General features: G+C 74.5%; 13 protein-coding genes. 6 read left to right on the top strand and 7 right to left on the bottom strand.

Going from position 1 to position 18,069, the window contains the following annotated elements; genetic code table 11:
* The first annotated feature begins 359 nt into the window (after positions 1-359).
* Positions 360-593 (top strand): hypothetical protein, encoded by a 234-nt coding sequence (locus AQJ66_RS01675; RefSeq protein ID WP_061915260.1) that lies wholly within the window; start codon positions 360-362, stop codon positions 591-593.
* A gap of 55 nt (positions 594-648) precedes the next feature.
* Positions 649-1,452, top strand: a complete 804-nt coding sequence (locus tag AQJ66_RS01670; protein ID WP_341849404.1) for a TIGR04222 domain-containing membrane protein — start codon at positions 649-651, stop codon at positions 1,450-1,452.
* Between the two features lie 77 nt (positions 1,453-1,529).
* Here AQJ66_RS01670 and gcl read toward each other — a convergent pair whose 3' ends face one another.
* From gcl to AQJ66_RS01655, 3 genes are all read right to left on the bottom strand, one after another.
* Positions 1,530-3,317, bottom strand: a complete 1,788-nt coding sequence (gene gcl / locus AQJ66_RS01665) for a glyoxylate carboligase (RefSeq protein ID WP_079060016.1) — start codon at positions 3,315-3,317, stop codon at positions 1,530-1,532.
* Between the two features lie 212 nt (positions 3,318-3,529).
* Positions 3,530-5,140 carry an AMP-binding protein gene (locus tag AQJ66_RS01660; RefSeq protein ID WP_061915250.1) on the bottom strand — a complete coding sequence of 537 codons (1,611 nt, stop codon included), beginning with the start codon at positions 5,138-5,140 and terminating at the stop codon, positions 3,530-3,532.
* Positions 5,137-6,810: an AMP-binding protein gene (locus AQJ66_RS01655; RefSeq protein ID WP_061915247.1), complete on the bottom strand. Its 1,674-nt coding sequence runs from the start codon at positions 6,808-6,810 to the stop codon at positions 5,137-5,139. Before AQJ66_RS01655 ends, AQJ66_RS01660 begins: the two co-directional genes overlap by 4 nt.
* 147 nt (positions 6,811-6,957) lie before the next feature.
* On the opposite strand from AQJ66_RS01655, the gene AQJ66_RS01650 reads away from it, so the two are divergent.
* The 3 genes from AQJ66_RS01650 to AQJ66_RS01640 all read left to right on the top strand — a co-directional run bounded on the left by AQJ66_RS01650 (position 6,958) and on the right by AQJ66_RS01640 (position 11,844).
* Positions 6,958-7,797: a helix-turn-helix transcriptional regulator gene (locus AQJ66_RS01650; protein WP_061915244.1), complete on the top strand. Its 840-nt coding sequence runs from the start codon at positions 6,958-6,960 to the stop codon at positions 7,795-7,797.
* Positions 7,798-8,015: 218 nt separating this feature from the next.
* Positions 8,016-10,850, top strand: coding sequence for an ATP-binding protein (locus AQJ66_RS01645; protein ID WP_079060015.1), 2,835 nt, complete (start codon positions 8,016-8,018; stop codon positions 10,848-10,850).
* A 205-nt stretch (positions 10,851-11,055) separates the two neighbouring features.
* Complete coding sequence (locus AQJ66_RS01640; RefSeq protein WP_061915238.1) at positions 11,056-11,844, top strand: S1 family peptidase; 789 nt, start codon at positions 11,056-11,058, stop codon at positions 11,842-11,844.
* A 116-nt stretch (positions 11,845-11,960) separates the two neighbouring features.
* Here the strand turns inward: AQJ66_RS01640 and AQJ66_RS01635 are convergent, their stop codons facing one another.
* Positions 11,961-13,070 (bottom strand): winged helix DNA-binding domain-containing protein, encoded by a 1,110-nt coding sequence (locus AQJ66_RS01635; RefSeq protein WP_061915235.1) that lies wholly within the window; start codon positions 13,068-13,070, stop codon positions 11,961-11,963.
* A gap of 110 nt (positions 13,071-13,180) precedes the next feature.
* Here AQJ66_RS01635 and AQJ66_RS01630 point away from each other — a divergent pair, with 110 nt between their 5' ends.
* A complete protein-coding gene (locus AQJ66_RS01630; RefSeq protein WP_061915232.1) occupies positions 13,181-14,029 on the top strand; it encodes a patatin-like phospholipase family protein in 849 nt (282 codons plus the stop codon).
* A gap of 20 nt (positions 14,030-14,049) precedes the next feature.
* Here AQJ66_RS01630 and AQJ66_RS01625 read toward each other — a convergent pair whose 3' ends face one another.
* Genes AQJ66_RS01625 through AQJ66_RS01615 form a run of 3 tightly spaced genes read right to left on the bottom strand, consistent with a single transcriptional unit; the run spans position 14,050 to position 18,013 of the window.
* The gene (locus AQJ66_RS01625; protein ID WP_061915229.1) at positions 14,050-15,360 is read right to left on the bottom strand and encodes an extracellular solute-binding protein; all 1,311 of its coding nucleotides are present in this window, start codon (positions 15,358-15,360) and stop codon (positions 14,050-14,052) included.
* Positions 15,357-16,436 (bottom strand): hypothetical protein, encoded by a 1,080-nt coding sequence (locus tag AQJ66_RS01620; RefSeq protein WP_061915226.1) that lies wholly within the window; start codon positions 16,434-16,436, stop codon positions 15,357-15,359. Before AQJ66_RS01620 ends, AQJ66_RS01625 begins: the two co-directional genes overlap by 4 nt.
* Positions 16,433-18,013 (bottom strand): VWA domain-containing protein, encoded by a 1,581-nt coding sequence (locus AQJ66_RS01615; protein ID WP_079060014.1) that lies wholly within the window; start codon positions 18,011-18,013, stop codon positions 16,433-16,435. The genes AQJ66_RS01620 and AQJ66_RS01615 overlap by 4 nt, the downstream gene beginning before the upstream one ends.
* Positions 18,014-18,069: the final 56 nt, after the last annotated feature.

Genomic DNA, 18,069 nt, shown 5'->3' with positions numbered 1-18,069 from the left:
CCGGACGCCCACGACCCGCCGCCGAGCGATCCGGATGAGGGGTGATCGACCGGTACGGCGGGCAGGACGAGGACCGCGGCGGTGTGCGAGCCAGTGCGGTGGTGAAGGTGACGGGTCCCCTTCCCGAGCAGAGGGAAGGCGCCCCGGCTCCGTCGCCTCCGCCGCGGTCCCCGGCCATGGCCTCGGCGAAAGCCGGAGGCCCCCGACTCCGTCCGGCGGCGCGAACGTCCTGTCGCGCCCAGCCTCGCGCCGCCGGACGGCCACCGCCCACAACGAGGAGCGCCCCCTGGTCAGGGGGCGCTCCTCGTGCTGCCATGCGCCGGCGTGCGCCCGCGCCGCATCCGCAGGACGCTGATGCCATGGGCAATCCGACGCAGTACCCGCACATCGTGGTCCACGCCCCGGCCCTGGACGGCTCCCGGCGCGTCACCGAGGGCGAGGTGACCCTCGGGCTCGCCTCCCACCTGGACGACGTGGTCGAGATCCTGCGGCTGGCCGACCTGGACCGCATCGAGGTCGAGGAGAGCGACCTCATCGAATGGCAGGGCGGCGGCCCGGACGACTGGCCCGGGCTGTCGGAGCACGAGCTGTAGCCGGGCCGCGTACGGCAGCGGCCGTACCCCGCCTACGCAACCCTCAGATCAAGCTCTGAACACCGCCGGGGATGCTTCGACGGCCGTCGCGGCCGGGCACATCACCGGTACGCGGAGCCCGTCGGCACGGGGGCGGCGGGCCCCGCGCGGGGGGGGTGTCATGGAGCGTACGCCGCGAATTCCGCCTGATCCGTGCGCCGTCGCGCTGCTGCGGGGCGGCGCCCGCGCCGCCGTGACCGTCGCCGTGGTGGGGCTGCACCTGCGCGGCGCGGTCCACGCCGGCCGGCCCGGCACGCTGCGCCGGACCGGGGCGCGGGAGGCCGTGTCCTTCCGCCATCCGCTCGAGAAGGCGGTGCACATCGGTCTGTACCGGCCCGCGGGGCTGCGGGAGTTGCCCGAGCGGGCGGTGGTACGGCGGGCCCTGGCCCGGATGCGGGCGGAACTCGCCGCCGAGGGGCTGCTGCGCCCGCCGGTGCCGGGACGCACCCGTGCCGCTCGCCGTCTGGTGGCCTCCCTGCGCGCAGGCCACCCGCTGCCCGGGAGCCGCGACGGGTCGGCGGACGAGGAGGTGCTGCTCGCCGTCGCCCTGTACGGCGACCTGGCGCTGACGGCCCTGCTGCCGGGCCTCACCCGCGACGCCGGGCTCACCGGCCGCGGCGCCCTCGCCGACCAGGGCCTGTTCCCGTGGGGCCGGGGCAGCGGTCTGCGCGGGGTCACCGGGTACGAGGGCCCGAGCGGTGGGTACGGCGGCGACGGCCACGGTGGTCACGGCGGCTCCCACGGCGGCCACGACCACGGCGGTGGCTGGGGTGACCACGGCGGTGGGTGGGGCGGCTGCGGGGGCGGCGGGTACGGCTGAGGGCCGGCGCCCGCGGGAGAACGCCGGAGGGCGGTCCGTCCCGCGGACGGACCGCCCTGCCGACCCCGTCGGGGTTGTCAGACCTTCAGCGGCTTGAGCGACGTCGGCGCGTGGCCGGGCTCCGTGGCCAGTTCCTCGAACTCGGAGATGTCGCTGATGTCCATGGTACGGCTCATGGAGATGTTGGTGACCCGCTCCAGGATCGCCTCGACGACCACCGGCACCCGGTACTCGGCGGCGAGCTTCTTCGCCTCCTCGAAGGCCGCGCCCAGCTGATCCGGCTCGGTGACGCGGATGGCCCGGCAGCCCAGACCCTCGGCGACCTTGACGTGGTCCACGCCGTAGACGCCGATCTCGGGCGTGTTGATGTTCTCGAACTCCAGGTTGACCTGGAAATCGATGTCCAGGCCGAGCTGCGCCTGCCGGATCAGGCCCAGGTAGGCGTTGTTCACCAGGACGTGGACGTAGGGCACGCGGTGCTGGGCGGCGACGGCCAGCTCCTCGATCATGAACTGGAAGTCGTAGTCCCCGGACAGCGCGACCACCGGGGTGTCCGGGTCGGCCTTGGCGACGCCGATGGCGGCCGGGATGGTCCAGCCGAGCGGGCCGGCCTGGCCGCAGTTGATCCAGTGGCGGGGCCGGTAGACGTGCAGCATCTGCGCGCCGGCGATCTGGGAGAGGCCGATGGTGGTGACGTACCGGGTGTCCGGGCCGAAGGCCCTGTTCATCTCCTCGTACACGCGCTGCGGCTTCATCGGCACGTCGTCGAAGTGCGTACGGCGCAGCAGGGTCGCCTTGCGCTCCTGCGCCGAGGCGACCCAGGCGGTGCGGTCGGGGAGCCTGCCCTCGGCCTTCAGCTCCTTCGCCACCTCGACGAACAGCTCCAGCGCGGCCCGGGCGTCGGAGACGACGCCGTAGTCCGGCGGGAAGATCCTGCCGATCTGGGTGGGCTCGATGTCGACGTGCACGAAGGTGCGGCCCCGCCGGTAGACGTCCAGCTTGTAGCCGGTGTGGCGGTTGGCCCAGCGGTTGCCGATGCCGAGGACGAAGTCGGACTCCAGGAAGGTGGCGTTGCCGTAGCGGTGCGAGGTCTGGACGCCGACCATGCCCGCGTTCAGCTCGTGGTCGTCGGGCAGCGCGCCCCAGCCCATCAGCGTCGGGACGACCGGGGTCCGCGTCAGCTCCGCGAACTCGGTCAGCAGGTCGCAGGCGTCGGCGCCGATGACACCGCCGCCCGCGACGACGACCGGGCGCTCGGCGGCCAGGAGGAAGGAGAGGGCCTTCTCGATCTGGGCGCGGGTCGCGGCCGGCCGGTAGACGGGGAGCGGCTCGTACGTGTCCGGGTCGAACTCGATCTCCGTCTGCTGCACGTCGATCGGCAGGTCGATCAGGACGGGGCCGGGGCGGCCGGAGCGCATGAGGTGGAAGGCCTGCTGGAAGACGCCGGGGACCTGCGCGGCCTCCAGCACGGTGACCGCCATCTTGGTGACCGGCCCGGCGATCGACGCGATGTCGACGGCCTGGAAGTCCTCCTTGTGGATCACGGAGGTCGGGGCCTGGCCGGTGATGCACAGGATCGGGATCGAGTCGCCGGTGGCCGAGTACAGGCCGGTGATCATGTCGGTGCCGGCGGGGCCCGAGGTGCCGACGCAGACGCCGATGTTGCCGGGCCGGGCGCGGGTGTAGCCCTCGGCCATGTGGGAGGCGCCCTCCACGTGGCGGGCGAGGGTGTGGTGGATGCCGCCGCCCTCCTTCAGCGCCTTGTAGAACGGGTTGATCGCCGCGCCGGGCACGCCGAAGGCGTCGCGGACGCCCTCGCGCTTGAGGATTTCGACTGCCGCGCGGGCAGCGGTCATTCGGGCCATCGAGCACTCCTGCTTCGGCTGTCGGATGCGTACTCCCGTCGCGCCCCGCGGTGAGCACGGTCTCCAGGTCCTTGAATCCCGCGCTATTCCGTATCGCGGAATTTAACTTCTACTATCTGGAAGCAATGTAGGAGGGTGGGCGGGCGCCGTCAAGACACGGCAAGGGGCCGGACAGCTCGGTGAGCTGTCCGGCCCCTTGCCGGTGCGGGCGATCAGCCGCCGTACGTCTGGCGCAGTTCGACCTTGCGCACCTTCCCGGACACCGTCATCGGGAAGGAGTCGAGGAGCTGGAGCCGGCTGGGGATCTTGTAGTGCGCGAGCCGGTCCCGGCAGAAGGCGCGCACCTCCTCCAGGGTGAGCGGATCGGCGCCGTCGCGCGGGATGACGCAGGCGAGCACCTCCTCGCCGTACGTCTCGTGCGGCACCCCGACGACCTGGACGTCCTGGATCTTGGGGTGGCCGTACAGGAACTCCTCGACCTCGCGCGGGTAGATGTTCTCGCCGCCCCGGATGATCATGTCCTTGATCCGGCCGACGATCTCGACGTACCCGTCCTCGCGCATGACCGCGAGGTCACCGGTGTGCATCCAGCGGCCCGCGTCGACGGCCTCCGCGGTCTTCCCCGGCTCGTTCCAGTAGCCGAGCATCACGCTGTAGCCGCGGGTGCACAGCTCTCCCGCCGTCCCGCGCGGCCGGGTGACCCCGGTGGCCGGGTCGACGACCTTGACCTCCAGGTGGGGCAGGACCCTGCCCACCGTCGCCGTGCGGTGCTCCAGGTCGTCCTCGATCCGGGTCTGCAGCGACACGGGCGAGGTCTCGGTCATGCCGTAGCAGATGGAGACCTCCGCCATGTGCATCTCGGCGACCACCCGCTTCATCACCTCCACCGGGCAGGGCGAGCCCGCCATGATGCCAGTGCGCAGGGTGGAGAGGTCGTAGCCGGCGAAGTCGGGGAGGTTCAGCTCCGCGATGAACATGGTCGGGACGCCGTACAGGGACGTGCAGCGCTCCCGCTGCACCGCCTCCAGGGTCGCCCGGGGCTCGAAGGACGGCGCGGGGATCACCATGCAGGCGCCGTGCGAGGTGGCCGCCAGGTTGCCCATGACCATGCCGAAGCAGTGGTAGAAGGGCACCGGGATGCAGATCCGGTCCTGCTCGGTGTAGGCGACCGCCTCGCCCACGAAGTAGCCGTTGTTGAGGATGTTGTGGTGCGAGAGCGTGGCGCCCTTGGGGAAGCCGGTCGTGCCCGAGGTGTACTGGATGTTGATGGGGTCGTCGCAGGACAACTCGGCTTCCCGCGCGCTCAGTTCCTCACGGCGGCCGGCCGTGCCGCGTGCGGTGAACGCCTCCCAGCCCGGGTCCCCGATGTACACGGTCTCCGTCAGCCGCGGGCATCTGCCGCGCACCTCCTCCACCATCGCCCGGTAGTCGCTGCCCTTGTGGCTGAGCGAGGCGAACAGCAGGGAGATCCCCGCCTGGCCGAGGACGTACTCGACCTCGTGGGTGCGGTACGCCGGGTTGATGTTGACCATGATCGCGCCGACGCGGGCGGTGGCGTACTGCACGAGCACCCACTCGGCGCAGTTGACCGCCCAGATGCCCACCCGGTCGCCCTTGGCGACGCCGCTCGCGAGCAGCGCGTACGCCAGCCGGTCGACGTCGGCGGCGAACTCGGCGTAGGTCCAGCGTCGTCCGGAGGGCACGTCGACCAGGGCCTCGCGATCGGGCCAGGCGGCCGCGGCCCGGTCGAGGTTCGCGCCGATGGTGTCTCCGAGGAAGGCGGTGGAGCCCGTTCCGTGGGTGTACGACAGGCTCGGTCTCACCGGAAGTCCTCCTCGCGGTACTCGTCCTGCGAGCCGCCGGCCGTGGCCTCGCGCAGCTCGATCCGGCGGATCTTGCCGGAGACGGTCTTGGGCAGCGCGCCGAACTCCAGCCGGCGGATGCGCTTGTAGGGCGCCAGCACCTCACGGGAGTGCTCGAAGATCGCCTTCGCGGTGCCGGGGCCGGGCTCCCAGCCCTCGGCGAGGACGACGTACGCCTTGGGCACCGCCAGGCGCACCTCGTCCGGCGCGGGGACGACGGCCGCCTCGGCGACCGCCTCGTGCTCCAGCAGCGCGCTCTCCAGCTCGAAGGGGCTGATCTTGTAGTCGGAGGCCTTGAACACGTCGTCGCTGCGCCCGATGTACGTGAGGTAGCCCTCGTCGTCGCGCGAGGCGATGTCGCCCGTGCGGTAGTAGCCGCCCGCCATCGCCTCCGCCGTGCGGTCCGGATCGCCGTGGTAGCCGGCCATGAGGCCGACCGGCCGCTCGGACAGGTCGAGCGCGATCTCGCCCTCGGAGTCGTTCGGCGCGCCGGAGACCGGGTCGAGCAGCTGCACCCGGTAACCGGGACTGGGGCGGCCCATGGAGCCGGTCTTCAGCGGCTGGCCGGGGCTGTTGGAGACCTGTACGGCGGTCTCGGTCTGCCCGAAGCCGTCCCGGATGGTGACGCCCCAGGCCCGCCGGACCTGTTCGATGACCTCGGGGTTGAGGGGTTCGCCCGCGGCGACGACCTCGCGGGGCGGGGTGGCCAGCTGGCTCAGGTCGGCCTGGATGAGCATGCGCCACACGGTCGGCGGGGCGCAGAAGGTGGTGACCCGGTGGCGGTCCATCTCGGCCATCAGCCGGGCGGCGTCGAAGCGCGTGTAGTTGTGGATGAAGACGGTCGCCTCGGCGTTCCACGGCGCGAACAGGTTGGACCAGGCGTGCTTGGCCCACCCCGGCGAGGAGATGTTCAGGTGCACGTCACCCGGCTTGAGGCCGATCCAGTACATGGTGGCCAGGTGGCCGATCGGGTACGAGGTGTGGGTGTGCTCGACCAGCTTGGGGCGGGCGGTGGTGCCGGAGGTGAAGTACAGCATCAGCGGGTCGTCGGCCAGCGTCGGACCGTCCGGGACGAACTCGTCCGGGGCCGCGTAGGCGTCCTCGTACGGCTCCCAGCCCTCCCGCGGCAGCCCGCCGACCGCGATGCGGGTGTAGGCGCCGGGCACGTCGTCGAACTTGGCGGTGTCCTCGGCGCGCACCAGCACGTGCTTCACCCGGCCGCGCTCGACCCGGTCGGCCAGGTCGGCGGGGCCGAGGAGCGGGGTGGCCGGGATGACGACCGCGCGCAGCTTCATCGCGGCCAGCGCGGTCTCCCACAGCTCGGCCTGGTTGCCCAGCATGACGAGGATGCGGTCCTCGGCGGCGACGCCCCGGGCACGCAGCCAGCCCGCGACCCGGTTGGAGCGCTCGGACATCTCGGCGAAGGAGAGCCGGACCTCGCTGCCGTCCTCCTCGACGATGTGCAGCGCGGTCCGGTCGTTGCCCTCGGCGATGACGTCGAACCAGTCCAGCGCCCAGTTGAAGTGCTCGGGCCGCGGCCAGGTGAAGCCCGCGCAGGCGGTGGCGTAGTCCTCGCGGTGTTCCAGCAGGAAGTCGCGGGCCCCGCGGAACAGCTCGGTCGCCGTCGTCATGGTGTCCTCCTCAGTACCGGACCATTGCCGGGCGGCTCTCTGGCATCGTCTAATCCGTGATGCAGGTCTCACTACCCCCGAACGGGGGTGTGGTCCACGCGAACGGGGGTGTGGGCAGCGCGAGAGCCGTGCCGAAGGAGCGACGAGGTGGCAGCAGAGGCCGTTGCGGCGGTGGAGATACACGGTGCCCTGGCCCGGCTGCGGCGCGCCACGGGGCTTCCGGTCGCGTTCGGCGGGCTGGTCGAGCCCGGCCGGCCGCGCATCCGCATCAGCGAGCTGAGCGGCACGGTCACGCCGGCACTGCGGGCGCTCGCGGTGACGTCCGGCAACGGGCTGGGCGGCAAGGCGGTGGCGCTGGCCAGGCCGTGCGCGGTCACGGACTACTCCCGCTCGCGGCAGATCAGCCACGAGTACGACGTGCCGGTGGCCGCCGAGGGCCTCTGCTCGGTCGTCGCGGTGCCCGTCGTCGTACGGCGGCAGGTGCGCGGGGTGCTGTACGGCGCGCTGCGCACCGCCCAGCCGCTCGGGGACCGGACGCTGGGGGCGGCGGTGGCGGCGGCGCGGGACGTGGAGCAGGCGCTGGTGGTCCGCGAGGAGGCGCGGGGGCTGCTGGCCGCGGCCCGGCTCGCGGAGCCCGACGCGGCCGGTCCCGGCCCGGGGGCCGCCTGGGAGCAGGTGCGCGAGGCGCACGCGGCGCTGCGCGCGCTGGCGCCGCGGATCACCGACCCCGGCTTGCGCGCCGATCTGCTCGCCGCCTGCGGTCTGCTGGCCGCGCCGCGTCCGGCCGGCGGGGTGAGCCTGGCGCCGCGCGAGCTGGACGTGCTGTCCTGGGTGGCGGCGGGCGCCACCAACGCGGCCGTGGCCGAGCGGCTGGGCCTGCGTCCGGAGACGGTGAAGGGGTACTTGCGCTCGGCGATGCGGAAGCTGGGCACGCACACCCGGGGGGAGGCGGTGACCGCGGCGCGCCGGGCGGGACTGCTGCCGTGAGGGGGCCGGGAAGGAGCCGTGAGGATGCCGGGAAGGAGGTGGGGATCCCCGCCGCGGAACGTTGAGTGGGCAACCGTGAGGAAACCTGACCATCGCGGTGGCGTAACTTTGAATTAGCCCATGGTTGAAAGTTTGTTATTTCCCTCACCACGGCTTCCGTCCGAATTTCGGGGATCGTTGCCTAGAATTTGGCCCGGACACGACACACGAGGGGAGCGGTGACCGTGCGACGGGACTTCCAGGAGCCTGCCCGATGCCGCCCCGACCTGCTCATCGGCCGCGAGGAGTTGTTCGCCACCGCCCGCGACCAGCTCGCCTCGGGCGGCAGTGTGCTGCTGCACGGTCCCGCAGGAATAGGTAAATCGACCGTGCTGCGGGCATTGGCCGAGGAATACGGCGCCACCGCGCGCACCGTCCTGCGCTGCTCGGCCACCGAATCGGAATCCCACCTGCCGTTCCTCGCCCTCGCCGACCTCCTCGGGCTGGTCCTCGACGACGTCGCCCCCCGGCTGCCCGCCGCGCAGCGCACCGCCCTGGAGTCGGCGCTCACCGGACGCGGCGAGTCCAGCCTCCAGCGCGACGGCCTGGCACTGCGCCTGGCGGTGCTCTCCGCGCTGCGCGCGCTCGCCGCCCGGGGCCCGGTGCTGGTCGTCGCCGACGACCTGCAGTGGCTCGACCCGGCCAGCGCCGAACTGCTCGGCTTCGCCGCCCGCCGCCTCGAGGGCACGCCGGTGCAGCTGCTGGTCGCGGTGCGCACCGAGGGCCAGGAGAGCCAGCAGTACGACCGTCACCTGCGCTCCTGTCCGCCGGACACGGTCGCCGTCCGGCTCGGCCCGCTCACCCGCACCCAGGTGGCCCAGCTCATGGAGCACCGCGGCCACGGCGACCTGCCCCGCTCCACCGTCCGCGAGATCCACCGCACCAGCGGCGGCAACCCGCTGTTCGCGCTGGAGCTCGGCCGTGCCCTCGCCGACAGCCCCACCCCGCCCCGCCCCGGCGACCCGCTGCCGGTGCCGACCTCGCTGCGCGCCCTGGTGCTGAGCCGGCTGGACATGCTCTCGGTCGAGGCCCGGCGCACCCTGCTGGTCGCCAGCGCCGGCGCCCGCCCCACCCTCGCCCTGCTGCACGCGGCCGGCCGGGACAACGCCGAGGCCGAGTGCGCCCAGGCCGCCGAGCTCGGGCTGCTGGCCACCGAGCCGGAGGCGCCCGCCGTGCGGTTCGCGCACCCGCTGATCTCCGCCGCGCTGTACGCGGAGGCGCCCGCCCAGGAGCGGCGGGCCGCCCACGCGGCGCTGTCCACGGCGGCCTCCGACCCGATCGAACGCGCCCGGCACCTGGCCCTCGCCACCACCGGCACCGACCCGGAGGTCGCCGCCCGGCTCGCCGAGGCGGCCGCCCTCGCCCGGGACCGGGGCGCGCCCTCGGTGGCGGCCCAGCTGGGCCTGCTCGCGGCCCGGCACACCCCCGCGGGCAGCCTGCCCGCCCCCGACGAGCGCCGGCTGCTGGCCGCCGAGGACGCGATCACCGCGGGCGAGGTCGACCTGGCCCGGGACATCGCGCGGGAGGTGCTGACCCGGGCGACCCGGCCGGCCGACCGGGTGCGGGCCTGGATCATCGTCATCGACACCGCCGGCCACACCATGGCCGAGGTCGACGCCGTCTTCCCGCAGGCCCTCGCCGACGCCGGCGACGACCCGCGGCTGCTGGCCCTCGTGCACTACCAGCTGGCCTGGCGGGGACTGATCGTGGAGGGCGACTTCACCGAGGCCCGCGAGGAGGCCGCGCACGCCGCCGAGCTGGCCGCGCGCGGCGGCGACCGGCGCACCGAGCTGCTCGCCCTCGCCTTCCAGGCGCAGACCGAGACCCTGATGGGCCATCCGGAGGCGCCGACCACCATCAAGCGCGCCCTGAAGGAGCCTCAGGACCCGCGGGTGGCCTGGCACCACAACGGCGCGGGCAGCGCCCGGTTCCGCTGGCTGGTCATGGGCGACCAGCTGGTCGAGGCCCGGGCGACCGTCACCGCGCTGCTGCGCGAGGTGCGCCGGCGCGGGTCGGTGGAGAGCGAGGTGCACTTCCTGCGCGGCCTCGCCGAGACCGAACTGCGCGCCGGGCACTGCGGGCGCGCCCTCGACCTCGCCCGCGAGGGCCTCGGGCTCGCCCGGGACTCCGGGATCGGGGAGACCGCCTCGGCGATGCTCACCTCGCTGGCGGAGGCCTCCGGCGGGGACGTGGACCGGGCGCTGGCCCTCGCCCGGGAGGCGGTGGCGCACGCCGAGGAGGACGGCGACCAGATGTACCTGTCCCGGGCGCTCGGAGCGCTCGGGTACGCCCAGTTGGTGGCCGGCGACCCGGCGGGCACGGTCCGCTCGCTGCGCCGGGTCCGCCGTCTGGAACTCGGTCTCGGCATCACCGACCCGGCGCGCGGCCGCTGGCACGGCGACCTGGCCGAGGCGCTGGTCCGCACCGGCGAACCGGCCGAGGCCCAGGACGTCATCGACGCCAGCCGCGAACACGCCCTGAGGCTCGGCCGGGAGAGCGTCCTCGCCGTGCTGGACCGGGCGGAGGCGCTGGTGCGCGCCGCCCACGGCGACCACGAGGCGGCCCTCGCCCAGGTGACGTCGGCTCAAGCCCGGCTGGCCAAGCTGGGCTACGGCCTGGAGGAGGCTCGGGCCGCGTTCGCGCTGGCCCAGTTGCGCACCCGGCGCCCGGAGCCCGGCGTCAAGCGGACCACGGCGTACGACGAGGCCACCCGGCTCTTCCGGCGCTGCCGCGCGCTGCCCTGGCTGCGCCAGGTGGAGGAGGCCCTCACCGCGCCCGAACCCGAGCCGGCCCTCGCGGTGCCGGAGGCGCTGGACGCCCTGGCGTCCCTGGCGTCGATGGAGCGTCAGGTCGCCGCGCTGGTGATGGAGGGCGCCACCAACCGGGAGATCGCCTCCCGGCTGTTCGTCAGTGTGAAGACGGTCGAGGCCACGCTGACCCGGGTCTACCGCAAGCTGGGGATCCGGTCGCGCGTCGACATCGTCCGATTGGCGGCGGGCCGGCGGGCGCGCTGAGCGCGGCTCTTGTTGACTGGGCGGACCGAGGGTTTTCCCTCACCCCGCCCCCCTAGGGGGTTCCCTCATTGGGGGCCGTGGGTGCCGGGCCCTAGCGTAAGGGGCGTGCCGCTCGCCCGGGCTTACGGGGTCGGTCCCGCGAACTGACGTGGAACAGCCCCCACACCCGCGCGAACCCCCACCGGCAACCCCACTGAGGAGACTCATGTTCGGGCTAAGACGTGCCAGACCGACCGCCGCGACGCTGGTGGCCACCGCCGCCGCGGCGACCGCGCTGCTCGCCTCCCCCACGGCGACCGCGGCTCCCCAGCCCGTCGTTGGGGGCACGGCCACCACCACGACGGCGTACCCCTTCATGATGCAGATCACCGACGCGTCCGGTGGGCAGTTCTGCGGCGGCACCCTCGTCGCCGCCCGGAAGGTCGTGACGGCCGCGCACTGCATGGCCGGTGAGACGACCGCCGGCGTCCGCGTGGTCGGCGGCCGGACCTACCTGAACGGCACCGACGGCACGGTGAGCAAGGTCAGCGGGATCTGGGTCGACCCGGAGTACACCGATGCCACCAACGGCGACGACGTGGCCGTGCTGACCCTGGCGACGTCGATGCCGTACACCCCGGCGCCGTACGTCTCCTCCTCCCAGACCGACGTGTACGCGGCCGGCACCACGGCCCGCATCCTCGGCTGGGGCACCACCTCGGAGAACGGCAGCTCCTCCAACCAGCTGCGGACCGCGACCGTCCCGGTCGTGTCGGACGCCGGCTGCAAGAGCTCCTACGGTTCGGACTTCGTCCGGTCCGACATGGTTTGCGCCGGATACACGTCCGGCGGCGTAGACACCTGCCAGGGCGACAGCGGCGGTCCCCTGCTCGTCAGGGGCGTCCTGGCAGGGATCACTTCCTGGGGCGAGGGGTGCGCGGAGGCCGGCTACCCGGGTGTGTACACCCGGCTGGCCACCTTCTCGGACCTCGTGCGGGCGCAGGTCGCCTCGTGACCCGGAAGACTCCCCGAGCATCCCTCGGGTAGATGCCAGGGGGGCGCTGCGGGCCTCCACGAGCGGCCCGCAGCGCCTCCCTCTCCACGCGTACGGCGGTGTGCCACGGGGGGGGTTCACCGCCGTACGACGGTGCCGAACCGGACGTCGTGCGGTTGCCCGGGGTGCAGCGCGGCCAGCATCCGCGCCCCCTCCGCGACCACGGCCTCCCGCCGGCTCCGCGCCAGTTCGCCGAAGGTCTCCACGACGAGGACGCCGCCGTCCAGCCTCCACAGTCCGGCCAGGAAGCCGTCGACCAGGAGGGTGCGGTGCGCCTGGTTCCCCTGCCACGCGCGGCCCCGGTACGCGGGCGGTACGACGCGGGCGCGGTCGGCGTGGGAGAGCAGCAGGTTGTCGAACTCGGGCAGGAAGCGGGGCGGGGCCGGGGTGTCCGGGTCGGGGCGGGGAGCGCCGGGCAGGTCGAACAGCTCGACGCCGTTCGGGTCCCGGAAGGTGAGCAGCCGCGGGCGCAGCCGCTCGAAGACGTCCCGGAGCCGGGTGAGTCCGGCCCAGGCCTGCATGTCCTTGACGGAGGCGGGCCCGAACGCGGCGAGATAGCGCAGGACGACGTCCCCGGCGTCCGGGGCGGGCTGCGCCGGCCGGCCCAGCCAGTGCTCGGCGGTGGTGAGGGCCACCTGCCCGCTGCGGCCCCACAGGCCGCGCGGGGTCACCTGGACGAGGGGCAGCCGGCAGCGGGCGGCGACGGCCAGGGACCGCGGGTCGGCGTCCGGCCACTCGGCGCCGAGCGCCGCGCGCAACTGCGCCATGGTCCGCGGCTCGGCCTCCACCAGCTCACGCGCGCGTACGGCCAGCCGTTCGAGGTCCACCCCGGCCAGGCCGGCCCGGAAGGCACCCAACTCCCGGTCCCGGGCCGGCTGCACGAGCGGACGCAGCGTCAGGCAGTCCTCGGCGGTGTGGGTGTGGATCGTGGAGCGCAGGGTGACGATCCGTACGACCGCCCGGTCGGCCATGAGCGCCGACAGCTCCTCGGGCGCGAACCCGTCGAGACGGGCGGCGAGCGCGTAGTACGGCGGCCGGACGTTCTGGGCCTGCAGACCGAGGAGATGGCGCACCGCGTCCAGGGCGGACGACGGGGAGCGGTCCAGCAGGAACTGCCGTGCGAGGGTGGCGCGGCCCAGCGCGCGGACACCGAGGACGGGGGCCTTCGCCGCGCCGCTGTTCGTCATGCCCGCACGGTAGTCCCGCTCGCGGACATCTGCTGTCCGCATCGGCTGTCCGCGTCGTCCCTGGGCCGGGCAGAGTGGGCGGGGACGGATCACGACCTCTGGGAGTTGTCATGAGCGACGCGTTGGTGCTGGGCGGGGGCGGTGTGGGCGGGATCGCCTGGATCACCGGGGTGTTGACGGGGCTCGCGGACGGCGGGCGGGACGTGACGGGGGCCGGGCTGCTGGTCGGGACCTCCGCGGGGTCGGCCGTCGCCGCGCAGTTGGGCAGTGGGCTCGGGCTGTCGGAGCTGTACGCCCGGCAGGTGGACCCCGCGTTGCAGGCCGCCGAGATCCCGGCCGTGATGGACCTGGAGAAGTTCGCCGCGGAGATCGGTGCCGCGACGTCCGCCGCCGCCTCCGTGCCGGAGCTGCGGCGGGCCGTCGGGCGGGTGGCGCTGGCGGCACGGACCGTGCCCGAGGCGGCGCGGCGGGCGGTGATCGAGTCGCGGCTGCCGTCCCACGGCTGGCCGGAGCGCGCGCTGCGGATCGTCGCCGTCGACGCCGAGAGCGGTGAACCGCGGGTCTTCGACCGGGACTCGGGCGTGCCGCTGGTCGACGCCGTCGCGGCGAGCTGTGCCGTGCCGGGGGTGTGGCCGCCGGTGACGATCGACGGGCGCGGTTACGTGGACGGCGGCGTGCGGTCCGCGACGAACGCGGACTACGCGCGCGGCGCGGACCGGGTGCTGGTGATCGCGCCGATGGGCGCCACCGAGCCGTTCCCCAGTGACCAGCCGCTGGAGCGGGTCGTGGAGGAACTGCGCGCGCAGGGCGCCGAGGTCGTGGTCGTCACGCCCGACGAGGCCTCGCGGGCGGCGATGGGCGACAACCCGCTGGACCCGGCCACCCGCCGCCCGGCCGCCGAGGCGGGGCGGGAGCAGGGGCGGGGGCTGGACCTTCCCTGGGGCGGGGCGGGGGCCTGACCCCCTGCCCCGTCCCGCGGTCACGAGCCGGAGTCGCAGACGGACGGGAGCCAGGTCAGGTCGCCGGGGCTGCTGAGGGCGTCCAGGTTCCTCAGCAGCTCGTCCAGGTGCCGCGGTGACGCGTCCGCGAGGTAGTCGATGGCCGCCTGGGCGAAGGCGTCGCGGACCGGCGGCGGCATGGCGTCGGAGGCGTCGAAGCAGTGCACGGCGTCGTGGTCGATGAGGGTGCCGGCCAGGGAGCGGTGCCAGTCGGCCGCGGACCCGGCGGCCGGCGGTCCCACCCGGGCGTCGACGGAGAAGCCGGACTCCTTCTCGCTCCAGGCACGCTGGGCACCGGCGGAGGCGAGGTGGCGGATCAGCTTCCCGGCCTGCGGGGTGTCGTGCAGCAGGGCGACCAGGTCGCCGGAGACCTCCCAGGTGTTGCGGGCCTTGGCGCCGGGGATGAACGGCGCGGAGGGCTCGTACCGGCCGTCGGCCTTCCGCCAGGGCTTCTGGTTGCGGACGAACGAGGCCTGGTGCTCCAGCGTGCACCGCGGCGGATCGGCGGTGACCAGCTCGGACGCCTTCTGGTACTCGGTGGTCAGCGCGCGCAGCACGAGGTCCCGGCGGCCTCCGGCGCCGACCGTCTTCCGCCAGGTCGTCCAGGCCCGCTTCACCTCGCCGGACCGCCAGGACAGCCGGCCGCGCGCCCAGCGTTCGTAGGTCTCAGGGCCCTGCTGCTGCAGGAGGATGTCCTCGATCCAGTCGGTGCCGGGCCAGCCGCTGGTGGCGCCGGAGCCCATGCCCAGGCACCACTGGTCCGGCTGTCGCGCGGCCTTCCGGCGCTGCTGCTCGCCGGTGCCCGCCGGGTACCAGACGATGCTCTTGAGGTCGGCCTTGAGCGGGAACCAGTACACGTGCCCGTACAGGGGTGTCGCCCAGGACCGGCTGAAGTCGCCGCGCGGGATGAGCTGTTCGAGCGGCCGCAGCCGCTTCTGCCCGGCGTAGGCGGCGAGTTCGCCGGGGCCGGTGAGCACCACCACGTCGGGGGGTGTGCCGGCCTCCACCTCGGCGCTGAGCACCTGGCTCTCCGCCGAGCTGCCCTGGTAGTCGACGTGGACGCGGTAACGCCGCTCGAAGGGCTCGATGACGGCCTCGCGGAAGTACCGCGCGTCCCTGCCCGTCCAGTTGGCCAGCAGGGTGACGGTCGGTTCCTGCCCGAGGGCGCGCACGCCCAGCACGACGGCCGCCGCCACCAGGGCGAGACAACTCGCCAGGACGGTGACCGTGCGCAGCGTGCGGCGCCGGGCGGCGGGGGCGGCCGGGCGGGGGCCGGCGGCGGGGGCGCTCACCGGGGCCTGAACCGGTAGTCGTCGACGTGCTGCCGCAGACCCGTCTCGGTCAGCGCCATGAGCAGGATGCCTCCTATCAGGATCCACACCGCGGCCGCGGCGCGGAAACCGGTGTCCGCCAGGTACGACGTGGCGCGCAGCCCCGCGTCCGTGGCGGGCTGCCCGGGTGCCACCGCGTCGAGCAGCGCGCGGGTGTCCGCCATGCCGCGGTGGGTCCACACCGTGAACAGCGCGAGCGTGGCGAATCCGGCCGTCAGCAGGGCGGCCGCGGCGATGAGCCCGCGGTTGTAGCGGCGCCGGAAGCGGCGGCGCAGGAAGAGCTGGGTCTCCAGCAGGGCCGCGCCCAGCGCGAGGACGAGCAGCGCGGACGTGCTCCAGCCGAGCCACAGCAGCCGTCCGAAGGAGGTCCGCCGTGCCACGTCGGCCCGCGCCTCGCGCTGCAGGAGCGTCAGCCGGGCCCTTATGCCGGAGTCGCCGGACTTCAGCATGCTGGTCGCGTAGCTCAGGTAGGCCTTTCGCAGGACGCTGCCCGCGGGCTGCAGCTGTGCCCTCTGCACCATCGCGGTGTATCCGGTGACGAGGCCGGCGACCGTCTGCAGCGCCTGCCGTCCCGCCGGGCCGCCCACGTCGCCGCCGGCGGCCACGGCGAGGCTCTGCGCGGCCACCGCGACCTGCTTCTGGAACTCGCTGGTCGAGGGGGTGGCCCCGGTGGCGTCCGCCTGCGCCTCGCCGAGCGCGTACAGGGCGGTGTCGATGGCGACGACGGCGGGGGCGCTGGAGGCGCGCAGCGGGCCGGCGTCGGCGTGCACACCCTCGTAGGAGAGGAACAGGGTCAGGGTCAGCAGGGCGGACAGGGCCAGCAGCAGCCGGCGGCGCACGGAGAGGTCGTGGGCGGTGGTGCTCTCCCCGGCCGGCGGGCGCGGCCCGGCGCCGAGCAACCGGCCCAGTAGGCCGGGGCGGCGGGCTCCCCCGTCGTGCGGGCCGGCGGCGGTGCGACCGGGCCTGCGCCGGGTCGCGGACCTGCCGGGGCCGTGGTCGTCGCCCGCGCTCGCCGTCGCCGGTGCGCCGGTCCTCATTCCGCCCCCTTGAGCCGGCGTCCGCACTCGCCTCCGCAGTACACCGAGTCCGCCGGGCCGAGCCACGAGCAGTCCGGGCACTCGGCGAGACCGCCGGCACCGGTGCCGGGCGGCGCCTGGGTGCCGGTGCCGGGCGGCGCGGCGGAGGGCTCGGCCGGCTGTGCGGGCGGCGTGGTCATCGCGCTGGAGAGGATCAGGTGCTGCCAGTCGACGTCCTTGAGGCCGTCGCGGACCCGGCCCGTGCCGGGTGCCGCCTCGATCCGGCGCAGGGCGTCCAGCAGCTGGGCGTCGCCCAGTTCGGCGGCCAGCGCCAGGGCCTGGCCGAGCGCCCGGTCCGCCTCGGGCCCGCCCTCCGCCCGGCGCAGCCAGACCCGGTACGCCCGGGCGACCGCGGCGCTCGCCCGCTGGTACAGCTCGTGCCGGCGGACCCCGGGGTGCTGCCGGGACGCGTCGAGCGGGTCGTCGGTCCAGCGCACCAGGACGGGCTTCGGCGGGGGCAGCGCGACGGGGCGCCCGAAGTCCGGCACGGCCACCTCGACGGCGGCGAGCTGGAGGTCCTCGCCCGTCTCGCGGCCGGTCGGGTCGGCGCTCAGCACGACCTGGAAGTGCCGGGTCTCCTCGCCCCAGGCGCGGGTGACGTACTCGGCGCCGCGCCCGCCCGGCTCGGGCCCGGTGGCGAGGAGCTCCTGCTCGCCGGGCACGACCTGTTTGACCTGGCGGATCACCGTGCCGGGTGTCGGTGTGAGCCGGATGCGCAGTTCGGGGACGGCGGTGCCGAGCAGGCCGGCCACCAGTTCCTCGTAGGCGGCGGGCAGTTCGGACTCGCGGCGGACCGCGCCGGCCCGGCCGTGCAGCCGCCGGGTGATGCGCAGCAGCAGGTCGGCGTCCCAGTCGTCGCCGATGCCCCAGGCGTCGCAGACGAACCGGCCGTCGCAGGCCTCCAGGGCGGTGTCCAGGGTCATGGCGGCGCGGTGGTCGTGCTCGTTGCGCCCGTCGGTGAGCAGCAGGACGTGCTTGATGGGCGCGGACTGCCGGTCCAGCAGCCGCCGGGCCAGGTCGAGCCAGTGGCCGAGGGCGGTGCCCCCGTCCGCGTCGAGGATCCGTACGGCGCGCTCGGCGGCCTCGCGTTCGGCGGGCCCGGCGACGGCCATCACCTCGCGGCCGGGGCCGGGGTGGACGACCGTGGCGTCGAACCGGCCGGACAGCACGGCGAAGGCGGTGCCCTCCGGCAGCAGTCTCAGGGCGGCGACCGTGGCGTCCTTCGCGGCGTGGAGCTTGGCGGCCGGGTGGAGCATGGACCGGGAGGTGTCGACGATCAGCACTTCGGCGAGGGCGGGCCCGGATCCGCGGGCGGGCCCGGCGGCGAGCGCGGGGGTGCCGCCGGCCCTGACCCCGATCTCCAGGATGGCGTGCATCTCCCGGTCGCGGGTCCGCCCGGCGCCGGCCGGCGCGACGGGCAGCTCCTTCTCCTGGCCGACGTCGAGGGTCACCACGACGTCCCCGGTGTCCTCGGCGTTCTCCGGGTGCCCGGTGGCCTCCTTCTCCCCGGCGCCCCTGATGCTCGCGGCCCCGTTCATGGTTGCGTCCCCCTCGCTTCCCTGTGCTGTTCGGTGTCGTCGGAACGTCGCGATGC

The sequence above is a fragment of the Streptomyces bungoensis genome (assembly GCF_001514215.1).
GTDB lineage: Bacteria > Actinomycetota > Actinomycetes > Streptomycetales > Streptomycetaceae > Streptomyces > Streptomyces bungoensis.
Note: the sequence above shows the minus strand (reverse complement) of the source record. Positions and strands in the feature narration are given on the sequence as shown.